This window comes from Pseudomonas sp. MF09150, assembly GCF_059862355.1.
This window is the reverse complement of the sequence record NZ_JCBCUS010000006.1, coordinates 199522-225986: the sequence shown is the minus strand read 5'-3', so window position 1 is coordinate 225986 and position 26465 is coordinate 199522. Positions and strand designations below refer to the sequence as shown.

The following is a 26465-nucleotide window of genomic DNA, read 5'->3' as shown; positions in this document are numbered from 1 at the left end:
TCTTACTCACTGGCCGCGAGGGGTTGCTGATGCAGGGCATCGAGCGCGAGGTTGAGTTGCAGCACATTGACCCGGGGCTCGCCCAACAGGCCCAGGGTGCGCTGCTCGGTATGGGCCTGAACCACCTTCAGCAGTTCGGCCTCGGGCAGCTGGCGCAGGCGCGCCACCCGCGCCGCCTGAAGCTGGGCATTGGCCAGGGAGATGTGCGGGTCCAGGCCCGAGGCCGACGCCGTCACCGCGTCCACCGGCACCTGACTGTCCGCCGCCAGGCCATTGAGTTGGCGATAGGCCTGAACCCGCTGCGCCACCTGGTCCATCAGCTTCTGGCTGGTCGGCCCGAGGTTGCTCGCGCCGCTGGAGCCGGCGTTATAGGGCTGGTCCGCGGTCATGCTCGGGCGACCCTGGAAGTACTCGGGCCGGGAAAACTGCTGACCGATCAGCGCCGAGCCGATCACCAGCCCGTCGCGCTCGATCAGGCTGCCCTGGGCCTGGTGGGGAAACATCACGTTGGCCACCAGGGTGGTCGCCAGCGGGTAGCCGAGGCCGGTCAACAGCATGAAAAACCCCGCCGACACCAGCACCGGGCGCAGCAGCCCTTTGAGCAGAGGTTGGGTCTTGATTTGAGTTTGAGTCGTCATCACACAGCCCCTTATGGATACGTCTGGCCGGACAGCAATTGCAATTGCTCCACCAGCGGGCCCAGCGCAAGCGCCGGCAGGAAAGTCAGGCCGCCCACCACCAACACCACGAACACCACCAGCACCATGAACAGCGGCGTCGCGGTCGGGATGGTGCCGGCACCGGCCGGGATGTTTTTCTTCAGGGCCAGGGAACCGGCCACGGCCAGCATCGGCAGCATGGTGAAGAAGCGTCCGATCAGCATCGCCAGGCCAATGGTGGTGTTGAAGAATGGCGTGTTGGCATTGAGCCCGGCGAAGGCCGAACCGTTGTTGGCCGTGCCCGAGGTGTAGGCGTACAGCACCTCGCTGAAGCCATGGGGGCCAATGTTGTTGAGGCTTTTCAGGGTGTCCGGCCACAGCGCCGCCAGGGCGGTGAAGCCGAGGATGCTGATGGGGTGCGCGAGGACCGACAGCATGACCAGCTTGATTTCCCTGGCCTCGATCTTCTTGCCCAGGAACTCGGGGCTGCGACCGATCATCATGCCCACCAGGAACACCGTCAGCAGCGCGTACTGGATCAGGTTGATAAAGCCCACGCCGTCGCCGCCAAACACGCAGTTGAGCATCATCTGCGCCAGGGGCACGAAGCCGCCCATCGGGGTCAGCGAATCGTGCATCGCGTTCACCGAGCCGGTCGTCGCGCCGGTGGTGGTGGTGACAAACAGACTGGTGTCGGCAATGCCGAAGCGCAGTTCCTTGCCCTCCATGTTGCCGCCGCTCTGGGTCGACGACAGCATCTGGTCGGCGCCGGCCTGGGTCAGCAACGGATTACCGCCCTGCTCGGCGACGTAGACGATGCTCAGGAAGCCGATGAACATCACCAGGAACGTACCGAAGAACACCCAGCCCTGACGCCGGCGCAACAGCATGCTGCCGAAGGTGTAGGTCAGTGCCGAAGGGATCAGCAACATGCTCAGGATGTGCAAGGCATTGGTCAGCGGCGTGGGGTTTTCGAAGGGGTGCGCGGCGTTCATGCTGAAGAAGCCGCCGCCGTTGGTGCCGATGTGCTTGATCGATTCGAAGCTCGCCACCGCGCCCACAATCAACTGCTGTTGCGCGCCCTCAAGCGTCGTGGCCAGCGCCTGGGAATACAGGGTTTGCGGCATGCCCTGCCAGACATAGACCAGCGCCATGGCAAAGCACAGCGGCAGCATCACCCGGTACAGGATGCGGGTGAAGTCGACCCAGAAGTTGCCGATACCGGTGGCGTTGGAACGGCTCAGGCCGCGAATGAAACCCGCTGCCGCCACCACCCCGGAGGTCGCCCCGACAAACATCAGGAAGGTAATCACCGCCATCTGGCTGAAGTTCGACAGGCTGGTTTCGCCCGAGTAGGCCTGCCAGTTGGTATTGGTGATAAAGGAGGCCGCAGTGTTGAACGCCAGGTCCGGCGTCTGTGCCACCAGCTCCAGCGGATTGAGGGGCATGCTGCCCTGTACCCGCAGCAGGATGTAGCCCAGCAGCATCATCGCCATATTCGACAGCAGCAGCGCCGAGCCATAACGCGCCCAGCCCATGGACTCCTGCGGATCAACCCCCAGCAGGCGGTAGGTCCCGCGCTCCAGCAAGGCATGCCCCGGTGCAGTGAACACCCGGGCCAGCCATTTCCCCATCAGCACGGCAAGCCCGGTCATCAGACCGAGAATCACCGCAAATTCCAGCAGAGTGCTCAACATGTCGATGCTCCGTTCAAATCTTGCCCAAGGCGCCAATGGCCCAGGCTGTCACGCCAAAAAACAACAGGGTCAACCCCACGAACGTCAGGTCGTACATTGCCGGTTTCCTTGTTTGGGATAGCCCCGCAGGGCGAATGAAAAACGCTATGGCCGGGCCATCAGAATTTTTCTGCACGGATCAGGGCGTACCCCAGGTAGGCGAACAGAGCGACAGCGCACACGCCGCTGGCGCCGTAGATGAATTCCAGTGTTAACAAGACAGCTCCCCTTGATGAAGGCGAAAAGAGTCGTCGGCGATGTGAATTCGCAGCCTCAGACCCGCAGCCATTATTCGAAGATGGCCCCCGAAACCGGGTGCCATAAGGGGATGATCAAGGCACAGATTGACCTGACCTCCCCTGCGCAAAAGCATAAGAGAGGCGGTATCAAGGACGGGCACTGATTGCCCGGGTGGATATTAAGATGGCGTATAGATCGGGCTTGAGAGGCCGGCGCGATCAGGCTTGCGGGTGCGCAAGGCTGCGCGTTATGCCCATTGCCCGTTGAACAGGAAGAACGCGCCCGGGGTCCAGAGCAGCCCACGTCGGCCGAACACCCTGCAAGCAGGATTCACCGACGCAGCGAGGCTGCACTCTAATACCTCAAATTAACTGGAGGTCAAGCCGCCTGGAGCGGCGCTCAGCCCTGGGCAACCCTCAACAGGCTCCACGCCCAAGGCTTCATGCAGCACCTGCTCAAGGATGGCGAAGAAACACTTTATATGGGGCTGCTTCAGCGCCTGAGGCCGAGTCACCAGGTAGACCTCCATGGCTGGAAGCTCCAGCTCCGGGAACAGCTCGACCAGGTCCAGCGCCAGGATACGGGGCAGGACCGCCACCCCCATGCCGCGCTTCACCGACTCCAGTTGGGCAGCGAACGAGTTGACGCTGAGCTGCGCCCGATCCAGGCCCGCCGCTTTGGCGGCACGCATCTGCGGCAGCATGTCCAGCGGCGGCAGCAGGGCGATATTGAGCACAGTGGCCGGGGTCACCTCGGGACAGCGCTTGAGATACCCGGCGTCGGCGAAGACCCCGTAGGAGAGCTGGCCCAAGGCTCGATAAATCAGCGAGGGCTCACCCAGGTGCGTGGTGCGGACCGCGATATCCGCCACACCGCGGGCGATTTTCTGCAAGTCGGCAGTGACCAGCAGCTCCACGGAACACCCCGGGTGCAGGGTAGTGAAACGACTCGCGGCCTCCAGCACGCTCGACGAGAACCCCTCCCCCGCGCTGACCAGCACACTGCCATGCAGCTCCGGGTGCAGCCCGGGCAGGTCCGTCGCCGTCTGACGCCGCAACCCCGCTTCCGCCGCCTGGGCGACCTCTACCAGGGATTGGCCGCGCGCGGTCAACCAGCATCCTTCAACGCCTCGTTCGATCAGGGGTTCGCCCAGGGCGGCTTCGAGCTGGGTCAGGCGGCGGGATACGGTTGACGCCGCGACACCCAGCAGCTGGCCGGCCTGCAGAAAACTGCCACGGCGCGAGACGGCCAACAGCAGACGAAGATCGTCCCAATTTGCTTGCACAGCCATACGTCCCATCCTCCATGCTTTGCATTTATGCAAAGCCATTATGCAGCAGTCGCTGTTTTTCATGAGGAGTCCTGAAGGTATATCTACCGGCCCTGGAAACTACTGGAATGGACTGTATGACCACCGGCCACAACAACCCTGTACACCCCACCGCAACCGCCTTCCCTGCGCAGGCTGCGCAAGCGGTCATGCGCAGCACCTTCGTGACCGGCGCAACCGGCCTGCTGGGCAACAACCTGGTGCGTGAGTTGGTGGCCCGGGGCTACGCAGTCAAGGCCCTGGTCCGCTCACGAAGCAAAGGCGAACAACAGTTCTACGACCTGCCGAGCGTGGAGTTGGTGGTGGGAGACATGGCCGATGTCGAGGCGTTCGCAGCGGCACTGCACGGCTGCGATACGGTGTTTCATACGGCGGCCTTCTTTCGCGATAACTACAAGGGTGGCAGTCACCGCGAGCAGTTGGAAAAGATCAATGTCGCCGGCACGCAAGCGCTGCTGCACCAGGCTTATGGCGCGGGCATTCGGCGCTTTGTCCATACCTCTTCGATTGCCGTGCTCGACGGCGCACCGGACAGCGCCATCGATGAGACCTGCCTGCGGGCCGAGGCCGACGCCGATGACTACTACCGCAGCAAGATACGGGCTGAGCGGGTGCTCCTGGGGTTTCTTGAAACCCATCCCGACCTGCACGCCTGCATGGTGCTGCCGGGCTGGATGTGGGGACCGGGCGATAGGGGCCCGACCTCTTCGGGGCAATTGGTCAAGGATGTGGTCAATGGCAAGCTGCCCGGGCTGATCCCCGGCACCTTCTCTGTGGTCGATGCCCGAGATGTAGCCTGGGCGCTGATTGCTGCCGCCAAGCACGGACGGCGCGGCGAGCGTTATCTTGCCGCAGGTCGGAACCTGACCATGGCCCAGCTGGTGCCTGTGCTGGGGCGTATTGCGGGGGTCAAGACCCCGGTTCGACGGCTGCCACTGCCCTTCCTCTACGCCCTGGCAGCGGTGCAGGAAGCCTACGCACGCCTGAGCGGCAAACCTATTTTGCTGAGCATGGCGACCTTGCGCCTATTGATCCGGGAGGAGCACCGCACCTGCTTCAACCACCGCAAGAGTGAACAGGAACTGGGCCTGAGTTTCCGGGTGCTGGAGCAGACCATCGGCGACACGCTGGCCTGGTATCGGGAGCATGGCGGGTTCAAACCCTAACCCCCTGCCGTGCGCGATAAATCCCCATCCGTCAGTGCCAAAACCGTTAATCTCACGCCCCCGACTACAAGGACGTAAAGCAACTGTGAGCAGAGAAATAATCCTGATGCGCCACGGCCAGCCGCAGCTGGCGGCCACCGGTAACGTGTCGGCGCTCGGCATGAAAGCGTGGATCGAAGATTACGACCAGTCCGTCATCACCCGGCAACCTGCCCCCGATACCAGCAGGCAACTCGCGGCCAGGGCCAGGGTGATCGTTTCCAGCACCGCGCCTCGTGCACTCTCCTCGGTCCAGGCGCTGGGCCTGGAGCCGGTCCTGGTCGATGGGATGTTCTGCGAAGCGCAACTGCCTTATGCCCGCTGGAAACGACCACGGCTCTCGCCGTTTACCTGGGCCGTTATCCTGCGAGTCTTATGGCTGTGCGGTTACTCGCCCAACGTCGAATCCGCCGCCAATGCCCGGGCCCGTGCCAGCCGCGCAGCGCAACGCCTGCAGTCGCTGGCCAGCGAAGGACCGGTGCTGCTGCTCGGGCATGGGGTGATAAATCGCCTGATCGCCAGACAACTGCTGGCCGATGGCTGGACTCGCCAGACCCGCAACGGCAGCCGTTACTGGAGTGCGACGGTGTATCAGCATCGCGAGGCGAGCTAAGGCGCGGGCAAGGCACAGGTCACCCAGGGCGAGGGCGTTTGCTGGCGCTGAAGCTGTAGGTGCTCCAGCGCTTTTTCGGAGCCGTTGCGCGGCCCAGCGGGAGCAAGCTCCCTCGCCACACGTGCGTGTCTGGCCTTAGGCAGCCTTTAGCTCAAGCGCGCCAGCAGGGCCTTGGCCACGGCCTCGGAACTGGCCGGGTTCTGGCCGGTGATCAGTTTGTCGTCCTCGACCACGAACGGTGCCCAATCCGGTCCTTTCTCATACAGCCCGCCCAGGCGCTGGAACTCATCTTCGATCAGGAACGGCACGACATCGGTCAGTTGCACCGCCGCCTCCTCGCCGTTGGTGAAGCCGGTCACACGACGGCCCTTGATCAACGGCGTGCCATCCGCGGCCTGCACATGCCGCAGTGCCCCAGGCGCGTGACAGACAAAGCCGATGGGCTTGCCGGCACGCTCGAACGACTCGATCAGGCTGATGGAGGTCCTGGACTCGGCCAGGTCCCACAGCGGGCCATGCCCACCCGGGTAGAACACCGTGTCGAAGTCCTGCTGGTTGACCGTCTCCAGCTTGACAGTACTGGCCAGGGCCTTCTGCGCCGCCGGGTCAGCGTTGAAGCGCCGGGTCATTGCAGTCTGGAAATCGGGCTGTTCGCTCTTCGGGTCCAACGGCGGCTGGCCGCCCGCCGGCGACGCCAGCACCACTTCGGCGCCGGCATCCTTGAACACGTAATAAGGGGCAGCGAACTCTTCAAGCCAGAACCCGGTTTTCAAACCGGTGTTGCCCAACTGATCGTGAGACGTGAGAACCATCAGAACTTTCATCGCATATTCCTCATTGTCGCAGTGTCGTGCCAGGCGCCCGGACCCGAAGGGACCATGACGGGGTTGATCACCAGGCTGCTGAAGGGGGTTTGACAAGCGAACGGCGGCCGGCGTTCCGGATGATTGCCACAGCGGTCAATCGCCCAGGCAGCGCAGCGCCCTGCCCAGACTCAGGTGGCGCGGTTGCCACACACCGATTTGGGCGTATGGCCAAAGTGCCGGGTAAACGCCGCCGTCAGGTTGTTCGGGTGCTGGTAACCGACCTTGTACGCCACCTCGGACACCCGATAGCCGGCGCCCAGCAGTTCCCGCGCGCGGTTCATCCGCAGCTCCAGCAGGTAACGTCCCGGGCTGATGCCGTGGACCTGGCGAAAGTATTCCTTGAGCCGGTACTCGCTGACCCCCATGGCCGCGCACAGGTAGGCGTTGTTCAGCGGCTGGTCCAGATTGGACTGCATGTACAGGTCAATGCGATCCAGGGTGTCCAGGTCCCGGGCGGTCAACTTGGCCTGGCGGCTCGGGGCCACTTCGAGGGCCTGGAGCTGCTCCGACAGCAGGCTCAAGGCATGAATGCGCTGGGTCAGGCCGTCCTGGTGGTGGATGCTCGGGCTTTTCAGGCGCCGCAGGTGCTCGCTGGGGTTGATGTCGCAGCAGGCCACCTGGCGAAAGCTTTCATGCTGGCCCAGGGCGCTGCCGAGCAGGCCCTGGCAGCGCTCCGGGCCAACGAATCGGGCCAGGGCCGACTCGGTCACCACCAGGCGCAATTGCTGGATCGGCGTGTCGGCGGCATACACCCGCTGGCCCTGGCCCTCGCGAAAAACCGATACCGTCGCCTGGTTGGGCTGAAACTTCATTTCCCGGCCGTTCGGGCAACGGAACTCCGACTGCCCGGACAACGCGAAGGCAATCACCAGCATGCGCTCCGCCCCCTGGTGCTGGCACAGCTCGGCGCAGATCTTGTGGGCGGTCATCTGGGACTTGATCACCGTGAACCCCGCTTCACAGTCCAGCCGCTCGACCTGATAGTTGCCCGTTCCCGCAGCGCCCTCGAACTGCGTCCAGGAGGAAGACGCCGATGAATCCTGACTGGCCCGGGCCGGGCTCGATAACTCTCGCATTTCCATTCCCTCAACGCGCGTGCCTGACTCGAACGGCCGCGCTTGCCTGGCTTCCTTGCGGTGCCACGGCGAAGCCGGCACCGATCTGATGGCAGCGGATCCGACTACAGCGCCCGGCAGACCCAAGGCCGCCAGCCGTTTCCCATAGGTTATTCACCGCCACGCACACGCAATGCTAATCATTCTCATCTCGGATTGCACTAACATACCGTCCTGACCAGCCCTATCCGCCTGCGCCACCCCGCCGCGGATGACCAGGGCGACCCTGACATCGCCTGCCGCCCGCCCCGGGAGGCGGGCCTGCGCCTGATCCGACGCCCATAAGGAATTGTTCGATGCCGATCTCCGCTCCCCGCACCTCATGGTGGCCCCAACAGCTGTTGCTGGGCTGGCTCAACCTGGCGCTCACCGCGCCCCTGATCTACCTGTACGTCGGCCTGCCTTTGGTCATGCGCCAGAACGGCTGGAGCGGTACCCAGATCGGTCTGATGCAACTGGCCGGCCTGCCCGCCATGTTCAAATTCCTCCTGGCCACCCCGGTCGATCGCTATCGGCTGGGCCGGGCCAGCTACCGCAACTGGAGCCTGGTGCTGGTGCTCGGCTACGCCGGCGCCTTGTGGCTGCTCGCGGCCCATGACCTGGGCAACACCGAGCCGCGCCTGATGTTCCTCCTGGCGATGCTGGTCAGCGTGCTCGGCACCTGGGCCGATGTGCCGCTGAACGCCCTGGCGATCCAGATCCTCCCGGAGTCGGAACGGGTCCGCGCCGGTGCCATTCGCTCCGCAGCCATGTCCCTGGGGGCGATAGTCGGCGGTGGCGTCATGTTGCTGCTGCACACCCGCGCCGGCTGGGCCTGGCCTTTCTACGTGCTGGGCCTGGGCCTGCTGTCGGGGGCCGCGCTGCTGCCCTGGCTCAAGCCCGGGGCCGGGCAACCCGAAGCACCGTCCCTGGCTCGGCCCGAGCCGCTGCCGGTGCAGGCCGGCTGGCGCCAATGGCCGGGCTACTTTGCGGTGGCCGAACATCGCGTCTGGGGCTTGCTGGTGCTGCTGTACTACCCGTTCCTCGGTGCGGTGTGGCTGTACCTCAAGCCGCTGATGCTCGACCAGCGGTTCGCTGCAGACCGCATCGCCCTTATCGTCGGGATTGTCGGCGGCCTGGTCGGCGCCCTCTCCAGCATGCTCGCCGGACGCCTGACCCGCCTGATCGGCGCCAGCATCAGCCTGCCGCTGCTGGCCCTGGGCAATCTGTTGGCCATCGGTTTCCTGACCCTGGTGGTGGTGGCCGGCCTGGGTCACACCGCCTTGATCGCCGCCGCCATGCTGGTGGCCCTGGCGATGGGCGCCTCGGCCGGCCTGATGTTCGGCTTGATGATGTACCACACCCGCCCCGGGCTGGCGGCCCTGGACTACGGCATCCAGTCGAGCCTGTTCGTCGCTACCCGCACCCTGGTGCCGATCCTTGCCGGGGTGCTGCTCGACCGTCTCGGCTACTCCGGCATGTTGAGCTGCCTGCTGGTGGGCCTGACCGTGGTATTCCTCCTGGCCTGGCACAGCCGCAAGCGGATCTTCAGCCTTGACCGCCCTTCCCATCAGCCCGGGCAACTGCAGGGTTCATAAGCCTCTATCCGACACTGCCTCAACCCAGCGCCCGGCCTTTGGTTTCCCGGGCCTGCAGGGCGATGGCGCTGGCCAGCAGCAACAGCCCGCCCAGCAGGATGAAAATCGCCATCGCCCCCCAGTCCCAGGCCAGCAGCCAGCCCATGCCGATGGAGCCCAGCAGGGCCCCGCTGCGGTTGCACAATGCGCCCCACGCCGCGCCCTTGCCCCGCAGTAACGTGGGGTACAGCTCGGGCGTGTAGAGGTGCAGGCTCATGTTCGCCGCATACAGAAAAAACGAACAACTGGCCGCCAGCAGCGCCACCAGCAACACCTGCTGCGCGGCCACCGTCAGCGCAATCAAGACCAGGCTCAGACCGGCCCCCAGGTAACCGCCGAACAGCAGCGGCACGCGGCCGATCCGATCGATGCACCCCGCGCCGGCCATGCACCCGGCAAGGCCGGCGACGTTGCTCAACAAGGCGAAGTTCAGGGCCTGCGCCAGGGATGTGGAAAACACCTCGACATACAGGCTCGGCAGCCAGATCAACAAGGCGAAATTCACCAGGTAACCGAGGAACCACAAGGCCGCGACGCTGGCCGAGGCATGCCGCAGCCCAGGGTTGAACAGTTGCCGCCAGCCCACGCTGGCCCGGCGGCCCGCGGTTGTCAGGTCCTCGACCGGCGTCGGTTCGGGCACCGCGCAACCGGTGGCCCGCTCCATGAGCGCCATGCACGCCTGGGCCCGCCGGAACTGGCCTCGCGCCGCCAGCCAGCGCGCCGACTCGGGTACATAGGCGTAGACCAGCACCGCCAGAAGCAGGGGCACGCTGCCCAGCCAGTACAGCGGACGCCAGCCCATCAGCGGCAAGGCCCAGGTGCAGGCCACCCCGGCGAACATCAGGCCGCAGGGAAAGGACAGCTCATACACCAGCACGAAACGCCCGCGGACCCTGGCGCTGACGATTTCACTAAGGTACAGCGCGGCGATCGGCACCTCGGCGCCAATCCCGATCCCTTGCAGCAGGCGCCCCAGCAGCAGCCCTTGCCAATCGCTGGAACAGGCGATCAGCGCACTGAACAGCCCGGTCAGGAGCATCGCCGCCAGCAACACCGGCTTGCGCCCCACCCGGTCGGCCAGGGCCCCGGCGAACAGCGCACCAAGGAGCATGCCCAGGGTGCCGCTGCCGATGATCAGGGTGACCTGGGTCGGGTCCAGCTGCCACTGCTGCTTGAGCAGCGGCAGGGTGAAGGAAATCAGCAGCAGGTCGAAGGCTTCGAAAAAGGTGATCACCCCCAGCAACAGGCGCACCCGGGCCTGCCAGCCGACCACCGGCAGGCCCTCGATGCGGGCGTTGATCTGGGTACTCAATGACAGGTGCTCCAGGGTCTCCCGGGCGTGGGTCATGGCGCCTCTCCCCCGCTCAATCAGCCAGGGTGCCGGGCTTGCCGGCACGCAGGGAGACACAGAGTTCGAACAACAGGATGCCGATCAAGGCCTGCAACGGCAGAATCCAGCCCCCGGAATACTGATGCAGCAAGCCCATGCCCAGGGGGCCGAGCACGGCGATCATGAAACCGAAACCCTGGGCCATGGCCGACAACTGGGTGGTGACCTGCTGATCGGGGCTGCGCAGCACAAACAGCAGGGCACTCAGGGCCGGCCCTGCGCCCTGGCCGATGCCCAGCACCAGGACCGCCAGCCAGGCCAGCGGCAAGGGCGCGTACAGCAGGCCCAGGCACCCCGCGAGGCACAGGCCCACGGTAGCGGCAATGTAACCACGCTGGTCCCTGACCCGGGCCGCCAGTACCGGCGCAAAATAGCCCCCCAGCACCAGGCCCACCTGGGACACCGCCAGGTACAGCGCCGCCTCGGCGACCGTGGCACCGCGCTCGACATAGATGCTCGGCAACCAGGCCAGCAAGGCGTAGAGGTTCAGGGCCTGGAAACCGAAGAACAGAGTGATCGACCAGGCGGTGCGATTCTTCAGGACCCGAATCCTGCCCCCGCTGGCCACTGCGCCCGTCGCCGCAAGCGGCTGCCCATGACCCAACTGGGGCGCCCAGAACACCAGGGCGATCAAGGCCGGGATGGCCCAGGCGCCCAGGGTCAGGTAAGCGGCGTCGACCGTCGCCCCCAAGCCTTGGTAGATCGGCACCGTCAAGCCGGCGGTCAACACCGCGCCACCGCCGAGCATCAGGGAAAACAGGCCCATCATGTGACCGATCTGGGTCGGCTGGAACCGCTTGCGCACCAGGGCCGGCACCACCACGTTCATCACCGCGATGCCGACCCCGGCGAGCAAGGTGCCGACAAACAGGCCGTGCACGCCCAGGGCCCGGACCCCGCAACCGAGTGCCAGCACCAGCAACGCGGCGAACAGCGTGCGCTCCTCACCGAAGCGCTGGCGCAGGCGCACACCGACCAGGGCGAACAGGCTCAGGCAGATCGGTGGCAGCGAGGCGATCAGGGTCGCCTGGGTCGCGCTCAGGCGCAGTTCGCCAAGGATCGGCCCAACCCCGGCGAAGGCGATCCGCAGGTTCAGCGTCACCACAATAAAACCCAGCAGCAGCCACAGCTCGCCGCGCGCCGAAGCACGCGGGCGAAGCCCGGTGACGGCGGATTGTTCAACGTTCATGCAAACCTCCAGACAATGGGAAGCCGTGCGCATGGCAGGCCCATGCGCCGGTTGACAGCGGGTAGCGCGGATCAGGCCGGGGCGCTGGCCACCAGGCAGTGGATCGGCAGGCCCTTGAGCGGCTGGGCCTTGACCTCGGTAAAGCCCTGTTCCAGCAGCAGCGACTGGATAAAGCTCACCGCGTAGGTGTCGCCGCAGTCGGTCAGGCCGAGCATCTGCGCGGCGAACAGGCGTGGCAGCGGGTCCAGGGCCGGGTCGATCGCGGTGGTCATGAAGTCGCTGATCAGCAGCTTGCCGCCGGGGGCCAGCACCGCACGGGCGCGGGCGATCAACTGCCGGCATCGCTCGGGATCGAAGTGGTGGAGGATCTGGCTCATGATCACCAGTTCGTACTGGCCGGGGATCTCCACCGAGAAGATATCGCCGCCAATCACCCGCGCCCGCTCGGCCACCCCGAACTGCCGGGCAAAGCCTTCAGTGACGCAGGCCACCGACGGCCAGTCGAGGCCGGTGACCTGGGCCTGGGGGTACTTCTGGGCAAAGGTGAAGCCGTAGATACCGTTGCCGCAGGCTACGTCGAGAATCCGCAGCCGCGCTTGCCGCGCCGTCCACTCATCCAACAGCGCCACCACTCGGCGCGCCGTGGTACGGCTGGTGCTTTCGATCCCCGCAGAAAACTCCTGCCAGTACGGGTGGTCATCGGCCTCGATGTTCTGCGCCAGGGTGCTTTTGCCGGCGATCACCGCGCTTTTGAAATCGCGGAAGGTTTCCCACATCAGGTCGGCGCTGTAGACCTGGGCCAGACCGCCCACGTACTGCAGGCTCTCGCTCAGCAGGTAGCGCCGCGACAGGTCGTTGAGGGCATAGCGCCCGTCGCCACCGACTTGCAGCAGGCCGAGGCCGGCCAGGGCCGACAGCAGGATGCGCATGCCGCGCTCGCTGGTGCCCAGTTCCCGGGCCAGGGTCGCGGCGCTGGCGGCCTGCTCGGCCAGGCCGTCGAAGACCTTGAGTTCGATGGCGGCGCGCAGGACCCCGGCGCGTTCGACACCGGTCAGGATGTCGAGGATCGGGGCGGCGCTCAGGGTCACGGGGGAAACGGATTGGTTCATGCTGTTCCTCGATAGTTCGTCACGTAAAGTTGCTTTGTCGACCTTGCCCGAAGGGGCCAGGGGAAAGGCCGGGTGCAGGCTGACGGCGTCCGGCCACTTGAAGCGTTCAAGGCCGATCTGGTGCTGCAGGAAGTGATTGACCGCCTCCAGGCTCAAGCCCTGCCCGGGAGCGCGCAGGACCACGCAGGCCTGGACCCAGCTTTCGCCGCCGGCGCGAGGCACGGCGACCACCGCCACGTCCAGCACCTGGGGGTGTTCGTGGAGGAGCATTTCCAGCTCCCCGGCATTGACCTTGATCCCCTTGCGCAGGATCACGTCGGATTTGCGGCCCACCACCTGCAGCCGCCCCTGCGCGTCGAGCCGGCCCTTGTCACCAGTCTTGACCCAGCCACCCGGGGCCCGGGCGCTCTGGTTCAGCTCCGGGGCGCCGTAGTAGCACAGCGGGGTCATGGGCCCGAGGGCCCAGATCTCGCCCACTTCACCCATCGGCAGCGTCTGTTGCTGTTCATCCACGATGCGGATGCCGACCACTCGCGGGTCCGGCTTGCCCACGCTGGCCACCAGCACCGAGGCCGGGTCGTCGAGGGCCGTGTGGCAGGCCACGCCATCGGCGGACCCATAGGACTGGATCAAGCGACACCCCAGCAGGCGCTGCACGCCACGGGCGGTCTCGGCGCTGAGGGCCGAACCACCGCTGATGACCGCTTCCAGCGCCAGGCTGCTCCCGGACCAGGGCGCTTGCTGCAACAGCGGGCTGGCCAGCAACAGGTCGACCATGTTCGGCCCGGCGTACAGGTGGGTGACCTGATGCCGGACCACCGCCCGCAACACCTCGTCCGGATCGAAACGCGGCAAGGTGACCAGGGCCCCGCCCTGGGCGGCCATCACACAGGAGGTGGCCAGGGAGCCGAAGGGCGACGCCAGGGGCACGCAAAACAGAGCCCGCACCGGAGCGTCGCTGCGGCTCAGGCTGTCGAGGTAGGCCGCCTGGCCACCGAGCAGGCCGTTGTGGGAATAGGCCACCAGCTTGGGCTCCGACTCCGACCCCGAGGACGCGATCAGCCGCGCCGGGCCGTCGGCGTCGATCCGCCCCGGTTCGAAGGCCAGCCTCGGCCCGTCCCAGAGTCGATCCAGATCCAGCCAGCCCTCCCGGGCCTGGCCTTGCAGAATGCGGATGCGCAAGGCCGGCAATTGCTCGGCCAGCTCATCGATCAGTGCCCCGTAGTCGGTCTCGCCGACCCAGCGCGAGCAGACCAGGGCCTTGGCCCGGGAGCGCTGCAACAGCGAACGGCTTTCACGCTTCTTGCGGCCGATGGGAAACGGCAGGACCACCGCCCCCAGCGCTGCCACGGCCAGGTCCAGGGCGCAGGCCTGCCAGCCATTGGCCAGGTTCACCGCCACCACATCGCCGGCGACCACACCCTGTTGCCCCAAGGCATGGGCCAGGCTCAGGGCGCGCTCCAGCAACTGCTGGTAATCCAGGCTGTGCCCGACATCCGCCACCGCCAGCGCCCGGGGTTGCTGCAAGGCCAGGCGGTAAAACGAGGAGAACAGGTCGAGCCCGCTGTACAGCCCTTGCTCACGCCACTGTCGACGCAGGGAGCCGGGCACCAGATCGATAAATTCGGGGTGATCCGGATGGCTGGCGACAGCCGTCCGGGTATCAGCCAGTGAGGCGCCATTCATAAACTGGAAATCTCCCAGGGGTTGTTCACGTGTAGGTAGGCCGACTGGCGCAAGGCGCCCGCCAGCAGCGGCTGCTCGGGCAACTGGCGCAGATCGGCGGTGACGGCCACGGCCATCAGGCCCCGGGCCTGCAACGCGGCGCAGCAGGCCTGGGTCTCCTGTTCGGCGCACCAGCGCGCCAGGCCAGGCCCGGCCTCGAGACGGCCCAGGTAGTCGCGGCCTTCTGCGGTCTGCGCGAGGTCGAGCATCAGCCAGCCGTCGCGACAGGCGACAGCGCCGGCCTGCCCGGCCACCGGCTCAGCGGGTTCTTCGGCCAGCAACAGCGCAGCGGCGCCGGCCATGCACGAATCGAGGTAGCGGCCCCGGCCATCGCGTTGCCGGGCGTAGAGCGCCGCGACCGTGCCCTCGGCCGCAGCCGCCCCGCCGAGGACGTCGATCAGGGTGAGCAGCGCCCCGCCAGCGGCCCCTTCGGGCTGGCGGATGCGCGCGGCCAAGCCGCTGTAGGCCTGGATCATGAAGTCGGTACCCGGAGGGTGCTCCGGCGTCGGCGCGGGGCCGGAGCCCGAGGCCGAGACGTAGATCAACTGCGGCATCAGCCGAGCGAGGGTCTGCGGCTGCAGGTCCAGTTGCTCATCCCGACCGGGGGCCCAGTTGTGCAGGAACACGTCGGCGTCGGCCAGCAACGCCAGCAGCTCGGCGCGCCCGCTGGCCGCTTTCAAATCGATTTGCACACACTGCTTGCCCTGATTGATCGCGTCGAAATGCGCCGAGATGTCCCCGGTCATCGGCGGCATGCCGCGCATCGGATCGCCTCCCGGCGGTTCGACCTTGATCACCGTGGCCCCCAGCAGGCGCAGCAGATGCCCGGCCAACGGGCCCTGGATCAAGCGGCAGCATTCCACCACGGTGATCCCTTGCAAGGGCAGGCCGACCTGCTGCGGTGGCAGGCGGTCGCCGGGCAGGCTGGCGACAGGCTCCTGGGCCAGGTCGAAGCAGCGCCAGCCGCCGCCCTGGATCCAGCGCTGGAACGATGGCTCATGGCGGCAATCCTGCCAACGACGCAGGGCGCACAGCTCGGTGCCGGCCTCTTTGGCCATGGCCTGCAACGCGGCAAACCCATGGCCGCCGACCGCGCTGAACAGCGCTGCCGGCAACCAGGCCGTGGCCCGGGTGTAGCGCTGCATGAACGGTCGCCAGCCTTTGCCGGCCACGGGAGTGGCAACACCGGCCAGGTTCCAGAAACGCAGCCAGGCGTCCGGGTTCAGCGCCTCCAGTTCAAACACCACGCCATCGGCGCTGGTAAAGGGCGGCCGTGCCGCATCCGCCGGGGGCGCGGGCTCGGGCGGGTAGCCGCCGTCGGCACTGTCCATGGCCAGGTACTGACCGAGGGCCAGCAGCGCCGCCCCGCCATGGCTCATGGCGACCCGCGCCCGGGGCAAACCCCGCGCCTGCCCCACCAGGCTGGCCAGGGCCGTGGTCAGCAGCAGCGAGGCACTGAAGGTGGCGCAGTAGTCAACGCCCAGGGGTAATGGCTGGCCGGTGGAGCGCTGGTGCAGGGCCGTGATGCCGACCACCGCCTCCACCAGGGCGGCGCTGGCGCCCAGGGTCGAGGCCCCCGGCCAGGGCCGCAGGTGCAGTTCCACCTGGCGTCCGGCGTCGTCCAGCAAGCCGGGGGCCGGTCGATTCAAACCCGGCCCAGGGGCTGTGGCGTCGGCCTCCAGCACCTGCCCGCCCAAGGCCTTGAGGCGCCGCCCCAGGGCCCGGGCGACCGGAGCCAGCGAAGGTGGCCAGGCCGTTGCCGGCAGCTGCAAGGTCAGGTGCTGGAGCAAGGGCTGCCCAGGGACTGTCAGTGAGACGCTCGGACTCTGGTCGAGCGCCCGGGCAGAGGAATAAAGCGTCATGGCTGCGCCTCCTGCAAGGTCCAATGGCCCGTCACCGGGCCGTGAATCCGGGCGCTCATCGCACGCCCTTGCGGGCCAGCAGCACGGTCAGCGGCGCCATGGGGAAATCACATTCACCAGCGTGCTCCACGCTGGCGAAGCCGGCCTCGGCCAGCAGCCCGGCCATTTCCCCGGCACGCGGGACAAAGCGCCCGGCCATCAGCATCGGCAAGTAGTACGGCATGACCCGGGCATTCATCCCGGGCTGCGCGGAACGTTCGGCATGGGCGCTGATAAACAGCCCGCCCGGGCGCAATGCACCCAGCACGCGGCGCAGCAGGTCGAGGCAATCGGGCACGAAATGCACCACCGAGGAACACCAGATCACGTCATAGCCTTCGCCGAACGAGTCCCGAGACAGGTCGCCGCCCATTGTTGTCACCCGCTCCTGCAAGCCGGCCTCGGCCACCAACTGCCGGGCCACGGCAGCGGTCGGCGGCCAGTCGAAGACCGTCGCGTGCAGGCCGGGGTATTCCCGGGCCAGAGCCTGGGCCACCAGCCCCGGCCCGCCACCGAGGTCGAGCACCCGCTCGGCCCGTTGCACTTCGGGCAGCATCTGCAATAACGAGAGCACCGCCGGCACGCTGATCGCCTGTTGCTCCTGGGCGATATGGCTGGCCGCCGCAGCCGCCCAGTCCTGCCCGCCGCCCTGGGGCTTGGCCGGCGCCTGGAGCTGCTCGCCGCTGAGTCGCTGGCGCAGGCTGGCACCGGTCTGGCGCAAGGCCTTGAGCCGGTAATGCCAGGCGTCGACACAGCCCTGGGGCCCCGGCAGCCAGTAGCGGCGAGTGGTGTCGCTCAGGCCATAGCGGCTGCCGTCCGGCCCGTCGATGCGCTGCAACAGCGCCATGCTCCAGAGCAGCTCGAGCCAGTGCCCGGTGATGTCCGGCGCCAGCTGCAGGCGCGCAGCCAGGGTCGGCACGTCGAGGGGCTGCTCCAGGGCACTGAACAGGTCCAGTTCCAGGGCCAGGGTCAGGGCGTCGGCCTGGACCGCAGCGCCGGCCAGTTGCCAATAGGCCTGCAGCGGGTGGCTGTGGTTGAAATCAATAATGTTCACGATCTGGATCCCCTTATTTACAAGTCGAATGTCAGGCGCAGTCCCAACTCCCGAGGTGGGCTGTAGACGTCCACGAAACCGTTCTGGTAGCCCACGGCGTCGTAGCGTTTGTTGGCCAGGTTGTTGACGTAGGCGCTGACCTCGAAGCGCTCGAAGCTGCGCCCCAGGTCCAGGTCGATCAGGCCGTAGCCGGCCCGGCGGTTGCTGTTGGCCGCGTCCAGGTAGGTACGGCTCACGGCGCTCAGGTTGAGCTGGGTGTACCAGCGGCTCTCGGCGTCGTAGCGCAGCCCGAGGTTGCCGGTCAGGTCCGGGGCGAAAGGGTTGTGATTGCCGGAATAGTCACTGGCACCGTCGGTGAAACTGTCGAAGCGGGTGCGGTTGATAGCCAGTGCGCCCAGGACTTTCCAGCCGCTGCCCAGCAGGTAGTCGGCCTGCAATTCCAGACCACTGGAGCGCGCCGACGCGGCGTTGGCGATGTACACCACGCCCGGAGTGAGCATCTGCTGCACCTGCATATCGTCGATGCTCATGGTGTACAGGGCCACCGAGTACTGCAGGCGGCGGTCGAGGGCCCCGCCCTTGAGGCCGACCTCCCAGGAGCGGACCTTTTCCGGGGCGTAGGCCGGGTAGTTGGCGGCCGGGCTGAAGGTGTTGAAACCGCCGGCGCGGAAACCGTCGGCGACGCTGGCATAGACGAATGCGTCATCCATCCATTCGTATTGCAGGGCGACCTTGGGCGAGAAGCGCTTCCAGCTGGCGTCGCGGGAATCGCCGCCCTCCGGGGTGAAGCGCACAAAGTCGCGCTCGGCGCGGCCGCCCAGGGTCAGGGTCCAGCGCTCGGCCACCGGAATCATCCAGTGGCTGAACAGCGCGGCGCTGTGCCCTTCCAGTTTCGAGCTGTAGGGCAGCAGGCGCATCGGGGTCTTCTGCTCCCCGCCCAGGTCGTGCCGGTCGCGATCGAAATACATGCCCGTGACCCATTGGCTGTCGCCCAGGGAGCCTTCCACGGTGAACTGCTGGGACAGGGTATTGAAGTGGTTGTCGCGGCCGATGTGCAGGGAGTCGGCGGGCCGGAAGTCGGTGTCCTGCAAGACCCGGTCGTAGAAGTCGCTGTTGCCGGTCACCGAGCGCAGCTTCAGGCCCGAGGCCAGTTCGGTGCTCAGGTCCAGGGAGACACTGCGGGCGCTGGAGTGATCCCAGCCGCGCACGCCGGAGCTGACCCGGGCCCGAGGAGTGCCGGAGGCGCCCCACTGGGCCGCGCCGTCGTCATAGTCCTGGCGCGAGTAGCGCAGGATGGCTTCGGAGCTGTCGTCCGGGGTCCAGCGCAGGGCCATGCGGCCACCGTGCTTCCTGCGGTCGTCGGCCTCGCCACCGTGGTAGCGGTCATCGATATAGCCGTCCTGCTCGCTCCAGTTGCCGGTGACCCCAAGGTACAAGCGGTCCTCCACCAGCGGCCCGCTGAGGTCGGCCCGCGCCACGCGCTTGTCGCGGCTGCCCAGCTCGGTGGAAAGCCGGGCGTGCGGGGTGTTGTCCGGAGCGCGGGTATAGATGTTCACCACCCCGGCTTCAGCATTGCGCCCATACAGCGCCGACTGTGGCCCACGCAGCACCTCGACCCGTTCGATCCCCAGCATGTCGTGGTCGAAACCCTGGGCCATGAAGGTCGGCACGCCGTCCACCATCATCAGCGCCGAAGATGAATAAGAGGCGAAGTTGGAGCTGATGCCACGCACCACCGGCGGCTGGATCGCCGACTGGCCGAAGGGCTGAAAGCCAAAACCCGGCACCCGCCGCAACAACGCCGACAGGTCCTGCACATGCTCGCGTTCCAGGGTCTGGCCGTCGAACACACTCATCGCCGCCGGCACCGACTCGGCGCTCTGGGACAAGGCATTGGCGGTCACGGTGATCGCTGGCAACTCTTCCAGCGCTTGGGCTGGAGCCGCGGCCGCGACCATCAGGGCGACCCACAACGGCGTGCTTTTTCCCCAGGCACAACGACCGATCCCGGGCTGACTGACATTCATTTGATGCGCTCCAAAATGTGCTCATTGGGTCAATGGCAAAAATGGTAACAGCGGCAAAAAATGATAATCATTCTTATTAATATGCCGTCCGACGAATTTCCTATGGGTTCCGGCGCGGACTATTCCACCCCCCTGAGAATGGTTCTAACGTGTGGCCAATCCCGACGAGACAACTCGAGATCACAGTGATGCTAGAAAGGAATTCGCACCGAGCGATGGCCCCAGCCCACCGCCCCTGCTGCAGCCCCAAGCCATTGACCTGGCATGCCTGCACCCGCCGCAGGCGCTCCCCCTATCAATACCTGGCAGATGCCGGAAGACGCCCGGCAAACCGTCGCGGCCGGCTACTCGCCCCACGGCTACTTGAGGCCGCAACCGGCGCCCACGCCAACCTCGCTGTCGGCTCCCCGAGCTTGCGCACGCCCCCTTCTCTCCAGGACTTTTAACCGAGATGAAATTCTCCAACTTCTTCAGAAACAGCAACCTCTTCACACCCCAGACGCCAGGTGCCAGTGCCAGCAGTGGCGGCCAGGCGGCGAGCGAGCAGAATCACCGTGCGGTGTACCTGAACTTCAACGAATCACCCTTCGGCCCCCTGCCCCCGGCCCTGGAGGCGGCCCGCGACAGCCTGCCGGATTGCGGGCGCTACGGCTTCGCTGCGATCGATCAACTGCACCAGGCCCTGGCGCAGGAACTGGCAGTGCCGCGGGACCACCTGACCCTGCACCCGGGCTCCAACCGGGCCCTGCACTATGCCGCCGCGGCCTTTACCGGGCCGGGCAAATCCCTGGTCATGGCCTCTCCGGGCTACCCGATCTGCGAGCTGGCCGCCCGGCGCGCCGGGGCCCAGGTGCACAAGGTGGCCCTGGGTAAAAACGGCGCCCACGACCTGGAGCGCATGTGCGCGATCGAAGACGCCGGCCTGATCTACCTGTGCAACCCGAACAACCCCACCGGCACCATCACGCCCCACAAGGCCATCCTCCAGGCCCTGGCGGAAAAGCCCCGGGACGCGGTGTTGCTGGTGGACGAGGCGTACCTGCAATTTTGCGATGAACGCTCGATGCTGCCCTGGGTCGAACAGCGCCCCGACCTGATCGTGCTCCGCACCTTTTCCAAAATCTATGGCCTGGCCGGCCTGCGGGTCGGCATGGCGATGGCCCAGCCCCAGACCTTGCAGCGCATCACCACCCTGCCCGCCGACGACGTTTCGATCACCGCCGCCCAGGCCGCCCTGGCTAGCCTTGGCCAGAGCGCTCAGGTGGCACAACGCAAGCTCGAAATCGCCCGGGCCCGGCAGGAAACCATCGACTGGCTGCAGTCCCGGGACATCCCGTGCACGGCCTCACAATCGAGCTGTTTCATGATGAAGGTCGGGGACCGGGCCCCCCAGGTCATTCAGGTCCTCGCGGAACACGGCGTGCACATCGGCCGTGCCTGGCCCGAAGCCCCGGAGTGGGTGCGCGTCACGGTAGGCACCCGGGATGAAATGGACGTCTTCAAGTCCGTCATGAGCCAAACGGTTTGCGCCAACTTCCACGGCTTCTTCTATCCGATTTAAACAACCGGCGGGCATGGGCGCCTTGATGGGCTGACCCCGGGCCTGGTCAATAAAAGACTGCAACGGCGCTACAACCGTCAACAGCACTACAACCTTCAACGCCTGCATCACCTGCTGATCGAGGTGCGGGCTTCGCTCACCCAGAATTTCATTCAAGACAGGAACAGCCATGCAACTTCCCCCCCTGGTAGAGGCTGACGCCACATTGAGCGCCAGTGAAATAAGCCGTTATAGCCGGCATCTGTTATTGCCCGAAATCGGCCTGCAAGGGCAACAACGCTTGAAGCACAGCCGGGTCCTGGTGATTGGTGCCGGCGGGCTGGGTTCGCCCACGCTGTTGTACCTGGCGGCGGCCGGCGTCGGCACCCTGGGCATCATCGACTTTGATGTGGTGGACGAGTCCAACCTGCAGCGACAAGTGATACATCGCCTCGCGGAAGTGGGCCAACTCAAGACTGAAAGTGCCAAGCGCACCTTGCAGGCGCTGAACCCCCATATCCAGATCAACCTTCACCAGCAACGCCTGGACAACGACAACGCCGTGGCGCTGTTTTCCAACTATGACCTGATGCTCGACGGCACCGATAACTTCGCCACCCGCTACCTGGTCAACGATGCTTGCGTGCTGGCGGGCAAGCCCTATGTCTGGGGCTCGATCTACCGCTTCGAAGGCCAGGCCTCGGTGTTCTGGGAACAGGCACCCGGCGGCGGGATCAACTACCGCGACCTGTACCCCGAGCCGCCGCCCATGCACCTGGCGCCATCCTGTTCCGAAGGCGGTGTGCTCGGAGTGCTCTGCGCCTCCATCGGGGCAATCATGGCCACCGAGGCCATCAAGCTGATCACCGGCATCGGCACTCCGCTGCTGGGGCGCCTTGCGGTGTATGACGCCCTGGAAATGAGCTACCGCTTCCTGCCTTTGCGCCCGTCACTCAAGCGCCAGCCGATCACCGCGCTGCAGGACTACCAGCAACTGTGCGGCCTGGGCAGCGTGCGGACCCCGGCCAGCGTGCCCAGCCTGGATGCCCACGCCCTGCAAGCCCTGCGCCTGGGCGGGCAGCCGTTGCAGGTGATCGATGTCCGGGAACAGAACGAATGGGACATCCTGCACATCCCCCAGGCGCAGCTCATGCCGATGCAGCAGGTGCTCAGCGGCGTGCACCACGCGCAGCTTTCCCGGGACGCCGAGATCGTCGTCTATTGCAAGGCCGGCAGCCGCTCCAGGACGGTGGTCCAGGCCCTGACCGAGCAAGGCTTCGACAACGTGCGCAACCTCGAAGGCGGGGTCCTGGCCTGGGCCGCGGCCTATGCGCCGACGCTGCCGGCCTATTGATCCCCCGCCCCCAACGAGTAGCCCTTTATGTTGCTGCTGAGCCACGACATCGTCAGCGCGATCTTCGACCAGGCGCGCCAGGCGCACCCGATCGAATGCTGCGGAATCATCGCCGCAGCCGCCGGCAGCGAGCGCGCCACGCGGCTGATCCCGATGGTCAACCGTGCCCGTTCCGAGGTGTATTTCGAGTTCGACCCGCGCCAGCAACTCCAGGTCTGGCGCGAGATGGACGCCCGGGATGAAGAACCCCGGGTGTTCTACCACTCCCACACCGCATCGCGGGCCTTCCCCAGTGCCACCGACATCGCGTTCGCCACCGACGCCAATGCCCACTACCTGATTGTCAGCACCGCGGACTACGACCCGCCGCTGCGCAGTTTTCGCATTGTCCAGGGCTGTGTCAGCGAAGAGGAAGTGCGCATCGATGCGCTGCCCGCCGCTGCACTGAACCTGCCCGATTAACCCCCTACGGAGTGCCACCCCATGAAGATCATTGTTCCCACCCTGATGCGCCACTTGACCGCCAACCAGAAAACCGTGGAGGCCCAGGGGCAAACGGTCAGGCAAGTGATCGACGCGCTCGAGCAGCAGTACCCGGGCCTTGCGGCCCGCCTGATCGACGGCGGCGAAGTTCACAAGTTCATCAATATCTACGTCAACGACGATGACATCCGCTTCTTGCAGAGCCTCGACAGCGCCGTGACGCAGCAGGACCAGATCACCATCCTGCCTGCCGTCGCCGGTGGCTGCTTTTAACGCCCCCGAGCGAGGAATAACCGATGTGCCCTTGCCCCTATATGCACCCAGCACCACCCCAACAATGGCATGACGCCCAACTGGATTTCGCCGAAAGCATGAGTTACGGCGATTACCTGGGGCTGGATAAAGTGCTGGACGCACAAGCGCCACGCTCCCAGCAACACAATGAAATGCTGTTCATCATTCAGCACCAGGCATCGGAACTCTGGATGAAGCTGCTGTTGCATGAACTGCGTCACGCCCGCCAGTTGATCGACCACGGCCAACTGGGGGGCAGTCACCGGGTGCTGGCCAGGGTCCTGCGGATCATGGAGCAGATGGTCAGCTCCTGGTCGATCCTGGCGACCCTGAGCCCCATGGAGTTCATCAGCTTTCGCTCGGACCTGGGGCAAGCCTCGGGCTTCCAGTCCTACCAGTACCGCGAGATCGAGTTCATGTTCGGTAACAAGAACCGCGCCATGCTCCTGCCGCACCAGCACACGCCGCAGATCGCCCGCAACCTCGAACGCTGCCTGCACAGCCCCTCCCTGTACGACGCGATCATCCAGCAGATGGCGCGCCAGGGCCTGCCCATTGCCGCCCTGCGACTGGACGCCGACCCCAGCGAACCGACCCGCAGCGATGCGTCGGTGGAGGCCGCCTGGGTCCAGGTCTACCAACAACCGGAGCGCTACTGGGACCTGTACCAGCTGGGAGAAAAGCTCATGGACATCGAGGATGCGTTTCGCCAATGGCGCTTTCGCCACGTCACCGTGGTCGAGCGGGTGATCGGCTTCAAGAAAGGCACCGGCGGCACGGAAGGCGTCGAGTACCTGCGCAAGATGCTCGGCACCGTGCTGTTCCCTGAGCTCTGGAGCCTGCGCTCGAGCCTTTAGCCGACGCCCTATCAAGCCCGCTGCCGCTGCGAACCGGGCACCACCCCAAGAGAATTCGCCATGACCGCTACAGACAACGTTCGTCAAGTCACCATCATCGGCGCCGGGCTGGCCGGAGCCCTGGTCGCCCGCCTGCTGGCACGCCAGGGCTGGCGTGTCAGCCTGTTCGAGCGACGCCCCGATCCGCGCATCGAAACCGGGGCCCGCGGCCGTTCCATCAACCTGGCCCTGGCCGAACGCGGCGCCCATGCCTTGCGCCTGGCCGGGCTCGAACCCGAGGTGCTGGCCGAAGCGGTGATGATGCGCGGGCGCATGGTGCACGTCCCCGGCACGGCCCCCAGCCTGCAACCGTACGGACGCGATGACAGCGAGGTGATCTGGTCGATCAACCGCGATCGTCTGAACCGGATTCTGCTCGACGGCGCCGAAGCGGCCGGGGCGAAAATCCACTTCAACCTGGGGCTCCACAGCGTCGACTTCCCCCGCCAGCGCCTGACCTTCAGCAACGCCTCGGGGGCTCACCTGGGCAGCCGCTTCCAGTTGCTGATCGGCGCCGACGGCTGCAACTCGGCGGTGCGCCAGGCCATGGCTGAGGTGGTCGACCTGGACCAGCAACTGGAAACCCAGCCCCACGGCTACAAGGAATTGCAGATCACCCCGCAGGCCAGCGCGCACTTCGGCCTGGAGCCCAACGCCCTGCACATCTGGCCTCGCGGCGACTACATGTGCATCGCCCTGCCGAACCTCGACCGCAGCTTCACCGTCACCCTGTTCCTGCACCACCAGAGCCCGACGACCCAACCCACCAGCCCGTGCTTCGCCCAACTGGTCGATGGACGCGCCGCCCGGGCCTTTTTCGACCGCGAATTCCCTGGGCTGTCGCCGATGCTGGGCAGCCTGGAACAGGACTTCGACCATCACCCCACCGGCAAGCTCGCGACCCTGCGCCTCGACACCTGGCATATCGGCGGCCAGGCCGTGCTGCTGGGGGATGCCGCCCACCCCATGGTGCCGTTCCACGGCCAGGGCATGAACTGCGCCCTGGAAGACGCGGTGGCCCTCGCCGAGCAATTGCAACAGCCCGGCAATATCGCCAGCGCCCTTGCGGCATTCACCGCGCAACGCCAGCCCAACGCCCTGGCGATCCAGGCCATGGCCCTGGAGAACTACGTGGAAATGAGCAGCAAGGTCGCCAGCCCCAGTTACCTGCTGGAGCGCGAGCTGGGAAAAATCATGGCCCAGCGCCAACCCACGCGCTTCATCCCGCGCTACAGCATGGTCACCTTCAGCCGTCTGCCCTATGCCCAGGCCCTGGCTCGCGGGCAGATCCAGGAGCAACTGCTGAAGTTCGCCGTGGCCAACCACACCGACCTGACCTCGATCAACCTGGATGCCGTGGAGCACGAAGTGACCCGCTGCCTGCCGCCCCTGAGCGACCTGGCCCAGGGTCGCCGTTGCTGACTGTGAAGGAGCCTGCCACGTGCCCGCACGCAAACTGTTCGACATCAGCCCACCGATCTCCAGCACCCTCGCCACCTGGCCGGGGGACACCCGCTACCGCCAGGAAGCCGTCTGGGTACTGGATCAGCAGTGCCCGGTGAACGTCGGAAAAATCACCCTCTCGCCCCACACCGGGGCCCATGCCGATGCTCCGCTGCACTACAACAGCCGCGGCGCCGCCATTGGCGCGGTGGCCCTCGAGCCCTACCTGGGAACCTGCCGGGTGATCCACTGCTTCGACAGCGGCGCCCTGGTCCAGCCGGAGCAGGTAGCGCCGCACCTGGCCGGGGCACCGGAACGCATCCTGCTGCGCACTTATCGTCGCAGCGACCCTTGCACCTGGAACCCGGACTCCAGCGCAATCGCCGTGGCCACCCTCCACTTGCTGGCGCGGCACGGGGTGCGGCTGGTGGGCATCGACACGCCGTCGGTGGACCCGCAACAGTCCAAGACCCTGGACGCACACCACGCCATCGAGCGCCATGGCATGGCCATCCTCGAAGGGCTGGTGCTGGATGAGGTGCCGGCCGGGGACTACGAATTGATCGCCCTGCCCCTCAAGTTCATGGCCCTGGACGCGAGCCCGGTGCGGGCGGTGTTGCGCAGCCTGCCGGGGCTACGGCCGGGATCGCCGGAGGGGCAAGCGGGATAAGGTCGGGCAG

22 protein-coding genes are annotated in these 26465 nt (G+C 66.2%); 10 read left to right on the top strand and 12 right to left on the bottom strand.

Annotated elements, in window-relative coordinates; genetic code table 11:
- Positions 1 to 2 precede the first annotated feature (2 nt).
- The 4 genes from kdpC to AC19YX_RS22400 form a co-directional block, all read right to left on the bottom strand.
- Entirely contained in the window at positions 3 to 638 is a 636-nt protein-coding gene (gene kdpC, locus AC19YX_RS22415) for a potassium-transporting ATPase subunit KdpC (RefSeq protein ID WP_201131409.1), read from the bottom strand.
- 11 nt (positions 639 to 649) lie between these two features.
- Positions 650 to 2356 carry a potassium-transporting ATPase subunit KdpA gene (gene kdpA / locus AC19YX_RS22410; protein ID WP_201131410.1) on the bottom strand — a complete coding sequence of 569 codons (1707 nt, stop codon included), beginning with the start codon at positions 2354 to 2356 and terminating at the stop codon, positions 650 to 652.
- Positions 2357 to 2514: 158 nt separating this feature from the next.
- Entirely contained in the window at positions 2515 to 2613 is a 99-nt protein-coding gene (kdpF, locus tag AC19YX_RS22405; protein WP_020296215.1) for a K(+)-transporting ATPase subunit F, read from the bottom strand.
- 389 nt (positions 2614 to 3002) lie between these two features.
- Positions 3003 to 3926, bottom strand: a complete 924-nt coding sequence (locus tag AC19YX_RS22400; RefSeq protein ID WP_500607042.1) for a LysR family transcriptional regulator — start codon at positions 3924 to 3926, stop codon at positions 3003 to 3005.
- 188 nt (positions 3927 to 4114) lie between these two features.
- Here AC19YX_RS22400 and AC19YX_RS22395 point away from each other — a divergent pair, with 188 nt between their 5' ends.
- Both AC19YX_RS22395 and AC19YX_RS22390 read left to right on the top strand, forming a co-directional pair.
- A complete protein-coding gene (locus AC19YX_RS22395) occupies positions 4115 to 5131 on the top strand; it encodes an SDR family oxidoreductase (protein ID WP_500607173.1) in 1017 nt (338 codons plus the stop codon).
- Positions 5132 to 5216: 85 nt separating this feature from the next.
- On the top strand, positions 5217 to 5783 hold the full coding sequence (locus AC19YX_RS22390; protein WP_342032579.1) for a histidine phosphatase family protein: 567 nt from the start codon (positions 5217 to 5219) through the stop codon (positions 5781 to 5783).
- Between the two features lie 146 nt (positions 5784 to 5929).
- Here the strand turns inward: AC19YX_RS22390 and AC19YX_RS22385 are convergent, their stop codons facing one another.
- The gene (locus AC19YX_RS22385) at positions 5930 to 6607 is read right to left on the bottom strand and encodes a type 1 glutamine amidotransferase domain-containing protein (protein WP_201131419.1); all 678 of its coding nucleotides are present in this window, start codon (positions 6605 to 6607) and stop codon (positions 5930 to 5932) included.
- A gap of 170 nt (positions 6608 to 6777) precedes the next feature.
- Positions 6778 to 7725, bottom strand: coding sequence for an AraC family transcriptional regulator (locus tag AC19YX_RS22380; protein WP_043228957.1), 948 nt, complete (start codon positions 7723 to 7725; stop codon positions 6778 to 6780).
- A 335-nt stretch (positions 7726 to 8060) separates the two neighbouring features.
- Between AC19YX_RS22380 and AC19YX_RS22375 the strand changes: the two genes are divergently transcribed.
- Complete coding sequence (locus AC19YX_RS22375) at positions 8061 to 9341, top strand: MFS transporter (RefSeq protein WP_500607041.1); 1281 nt, start codon at positions 8061 to 8063, stop codon at positions 9339 to 9341.
- 19 nt (positions 9342 to 9360) lie between these two features.
- On the opposite strand, the gene AC19YX_RS22370 is transcribed toward AC19YX_RS22375, so the two are convergent.
- The 6 genes from AC19YX_RS22370 to AC19YX_RS22345 form a co-directional block, all read right to left on the bottom strand.
- A complete protein-coding gene (locus AC19YX_RS22370) occupies positions 9361 to 10728 on the bottom strand; it encodes an MFS transporter (RefSeq protein ID WP_500607040.1) in 1368 nt (455 codons plus the stop codon).
- Between the two features lie 16 nt (positions 10729 to 10744).
- Positions 10745 to 11959: an MFS transporter gene (locus AC19YX_RS22365; RefSeq protein WP_421546462.1), complete on the bottom strand. Its 1215-nt coding sequence runs from the start codon at positions 11957 to 11959 to the stop codon at positions 10745 to 10747.
- Positions 11960 to 12030: 71 nt separating this feature from the next.
- Positions 12031 to 14754 (bottom strand): AMP-binding protein, encoded by a 2724-nt coding sequence (locus AC19YX_RS22360; RefSeq protein WP_500607039.1) that lies wholly within the window; start codon positions 14752 to 14754, stop codon positions 12031 to 12033.
- Positions 14751 to 16655 carry a CoA transferase gene (locus AC19YX_RS22355; RefSeq protein WP_500607038.1) on the bottom strand — a complete coding sequence of 635 codons (1905 nt, stop codon included), beginning with the start codon at positions 16653 to 16655 and terminating at the stop codon, positions 14751 to 14753. Before AC19YX_RS22355 ends, AC19YX_RS22360 begins: the two co-directional genes overlap by 4 nt.
- A gap of 55 nt (positions 16656 to 16710) precedes the next feature.
- The gene (locus tag AC19YX_RS22350; RefSeq protein ID WP_500607037.1) at positions 16711 to 17748 is read right to left on the bottom strand and encodes a methyltransferase; all 1038 of its coding nucleotides are present in this window, start codon (positions 17746 to 17748) and stop codon (positions 16711 to 16713) included.
- A gap of 17 nt (positions 17749 to 17765) precedes the next feature.
- Entirely contained in the window at positions 17766 to 19775 is a 2010-nt protein-coding gene (locus tag AC19YX_RS22345; RefSeq protein ID WP_201131426.1) for a TonB-dependent receptor, read from the bottom strand.
- Between the two features lie 451 nt (positions 19776 to 20226).
- Between AC19YX_RS22345 and AC19YX_RS22340 the strand changes: the two genes are divergently transcribed.
- The 7 genes from AC19YX_RS22340 to kynB all read left to right on the top strand — a co-directional run bounded on the left by AC19YX_RS22340 (position 20227) and on the right by kynB (position 26455).
- Complete coding sequence (locus AC19YX_RS22340) at positions 20227 to 21336, top strand: aminotransferase class I/II-fold pyridoxal phosphate-dependent enzyme (RefSeq protein ID WP_500607036.1); 1110 nt, start codon at positions 20227 to 20229, stop codon at positions 21334 to 21336.
- A 169-nt stretch (positions 21337 to 21505) separates the two neighbouring features.
- A complete protein-coding gene (gene moeB / locus AC19YX_RS22335; protein WP_500607035.1) occupies positions 21506 to 22669 on the top strand; it encodes a molybdopterin-synthase adenylyltransferase MoeB in 1164 nt (387 codons plus the stop codon).
- A 27-nt stretch (positions 22670 to 22696) separates the two neighbouring features.
- Positions 22697 to 23131, top strand: coding sequence for a M67 family metallopeptidase (locus tag AC19YX_RS22330; RefSeq protein ID WP_500607034.1), 435 nt, complete (start codon positions 22697 to 22699; stop codon positions 23129 to 23131).
- Positions 23132 to 23152: 21 nt separating this feature from the next.
- Positions 23153 to 23425, top strand: coding sequence for a MoaD/ThiS family protein (locus AC19YX_RS22325; RefSeq protein WP_078468848.1), 273 nt, complete (start codon positions 23153 to 23155; stop codon positions 23423 to 23425).
- 23 nt (positions 23426 to 23448) lie between these two features.
- On the top strand, positions 23449 to 24303 hold the full coding sequence (gene kynA / locus AC19YX_RS22320; protein WP_421546454.1) for a tryptophan 2,3-dioxygenase: 855 nt from the start codon (positions 23449 to 23451) through the stop codon (positions 24301 to 24303).
- Between the two features lie 60 nt (positions 24304 to 24363).
- Positions 24364 to 25764, top strand: coding sequence for an FAD-dependent oxidoreductase (locus AC19YX_RS22315; protein WP_500607033.1), 1401 nt, complete (start codon positions 24364 to 24366; stop codon positions 25762 to 25764).
- A 19-nt stretch (positions 25765 to 25783) separates the two neighbouring features.
- A complete protein-coding gene (gene kynB, locus AC19YX_RS22310; RefSeq protein WP_500607032.1) occupies positions 25784 to 26455 on the top strand; it encodes an arylformamidase in 672 nt (223 codons plus the stop codon).
- Positions 26456 to 26465: the final 10 nt, after the last annotated feature.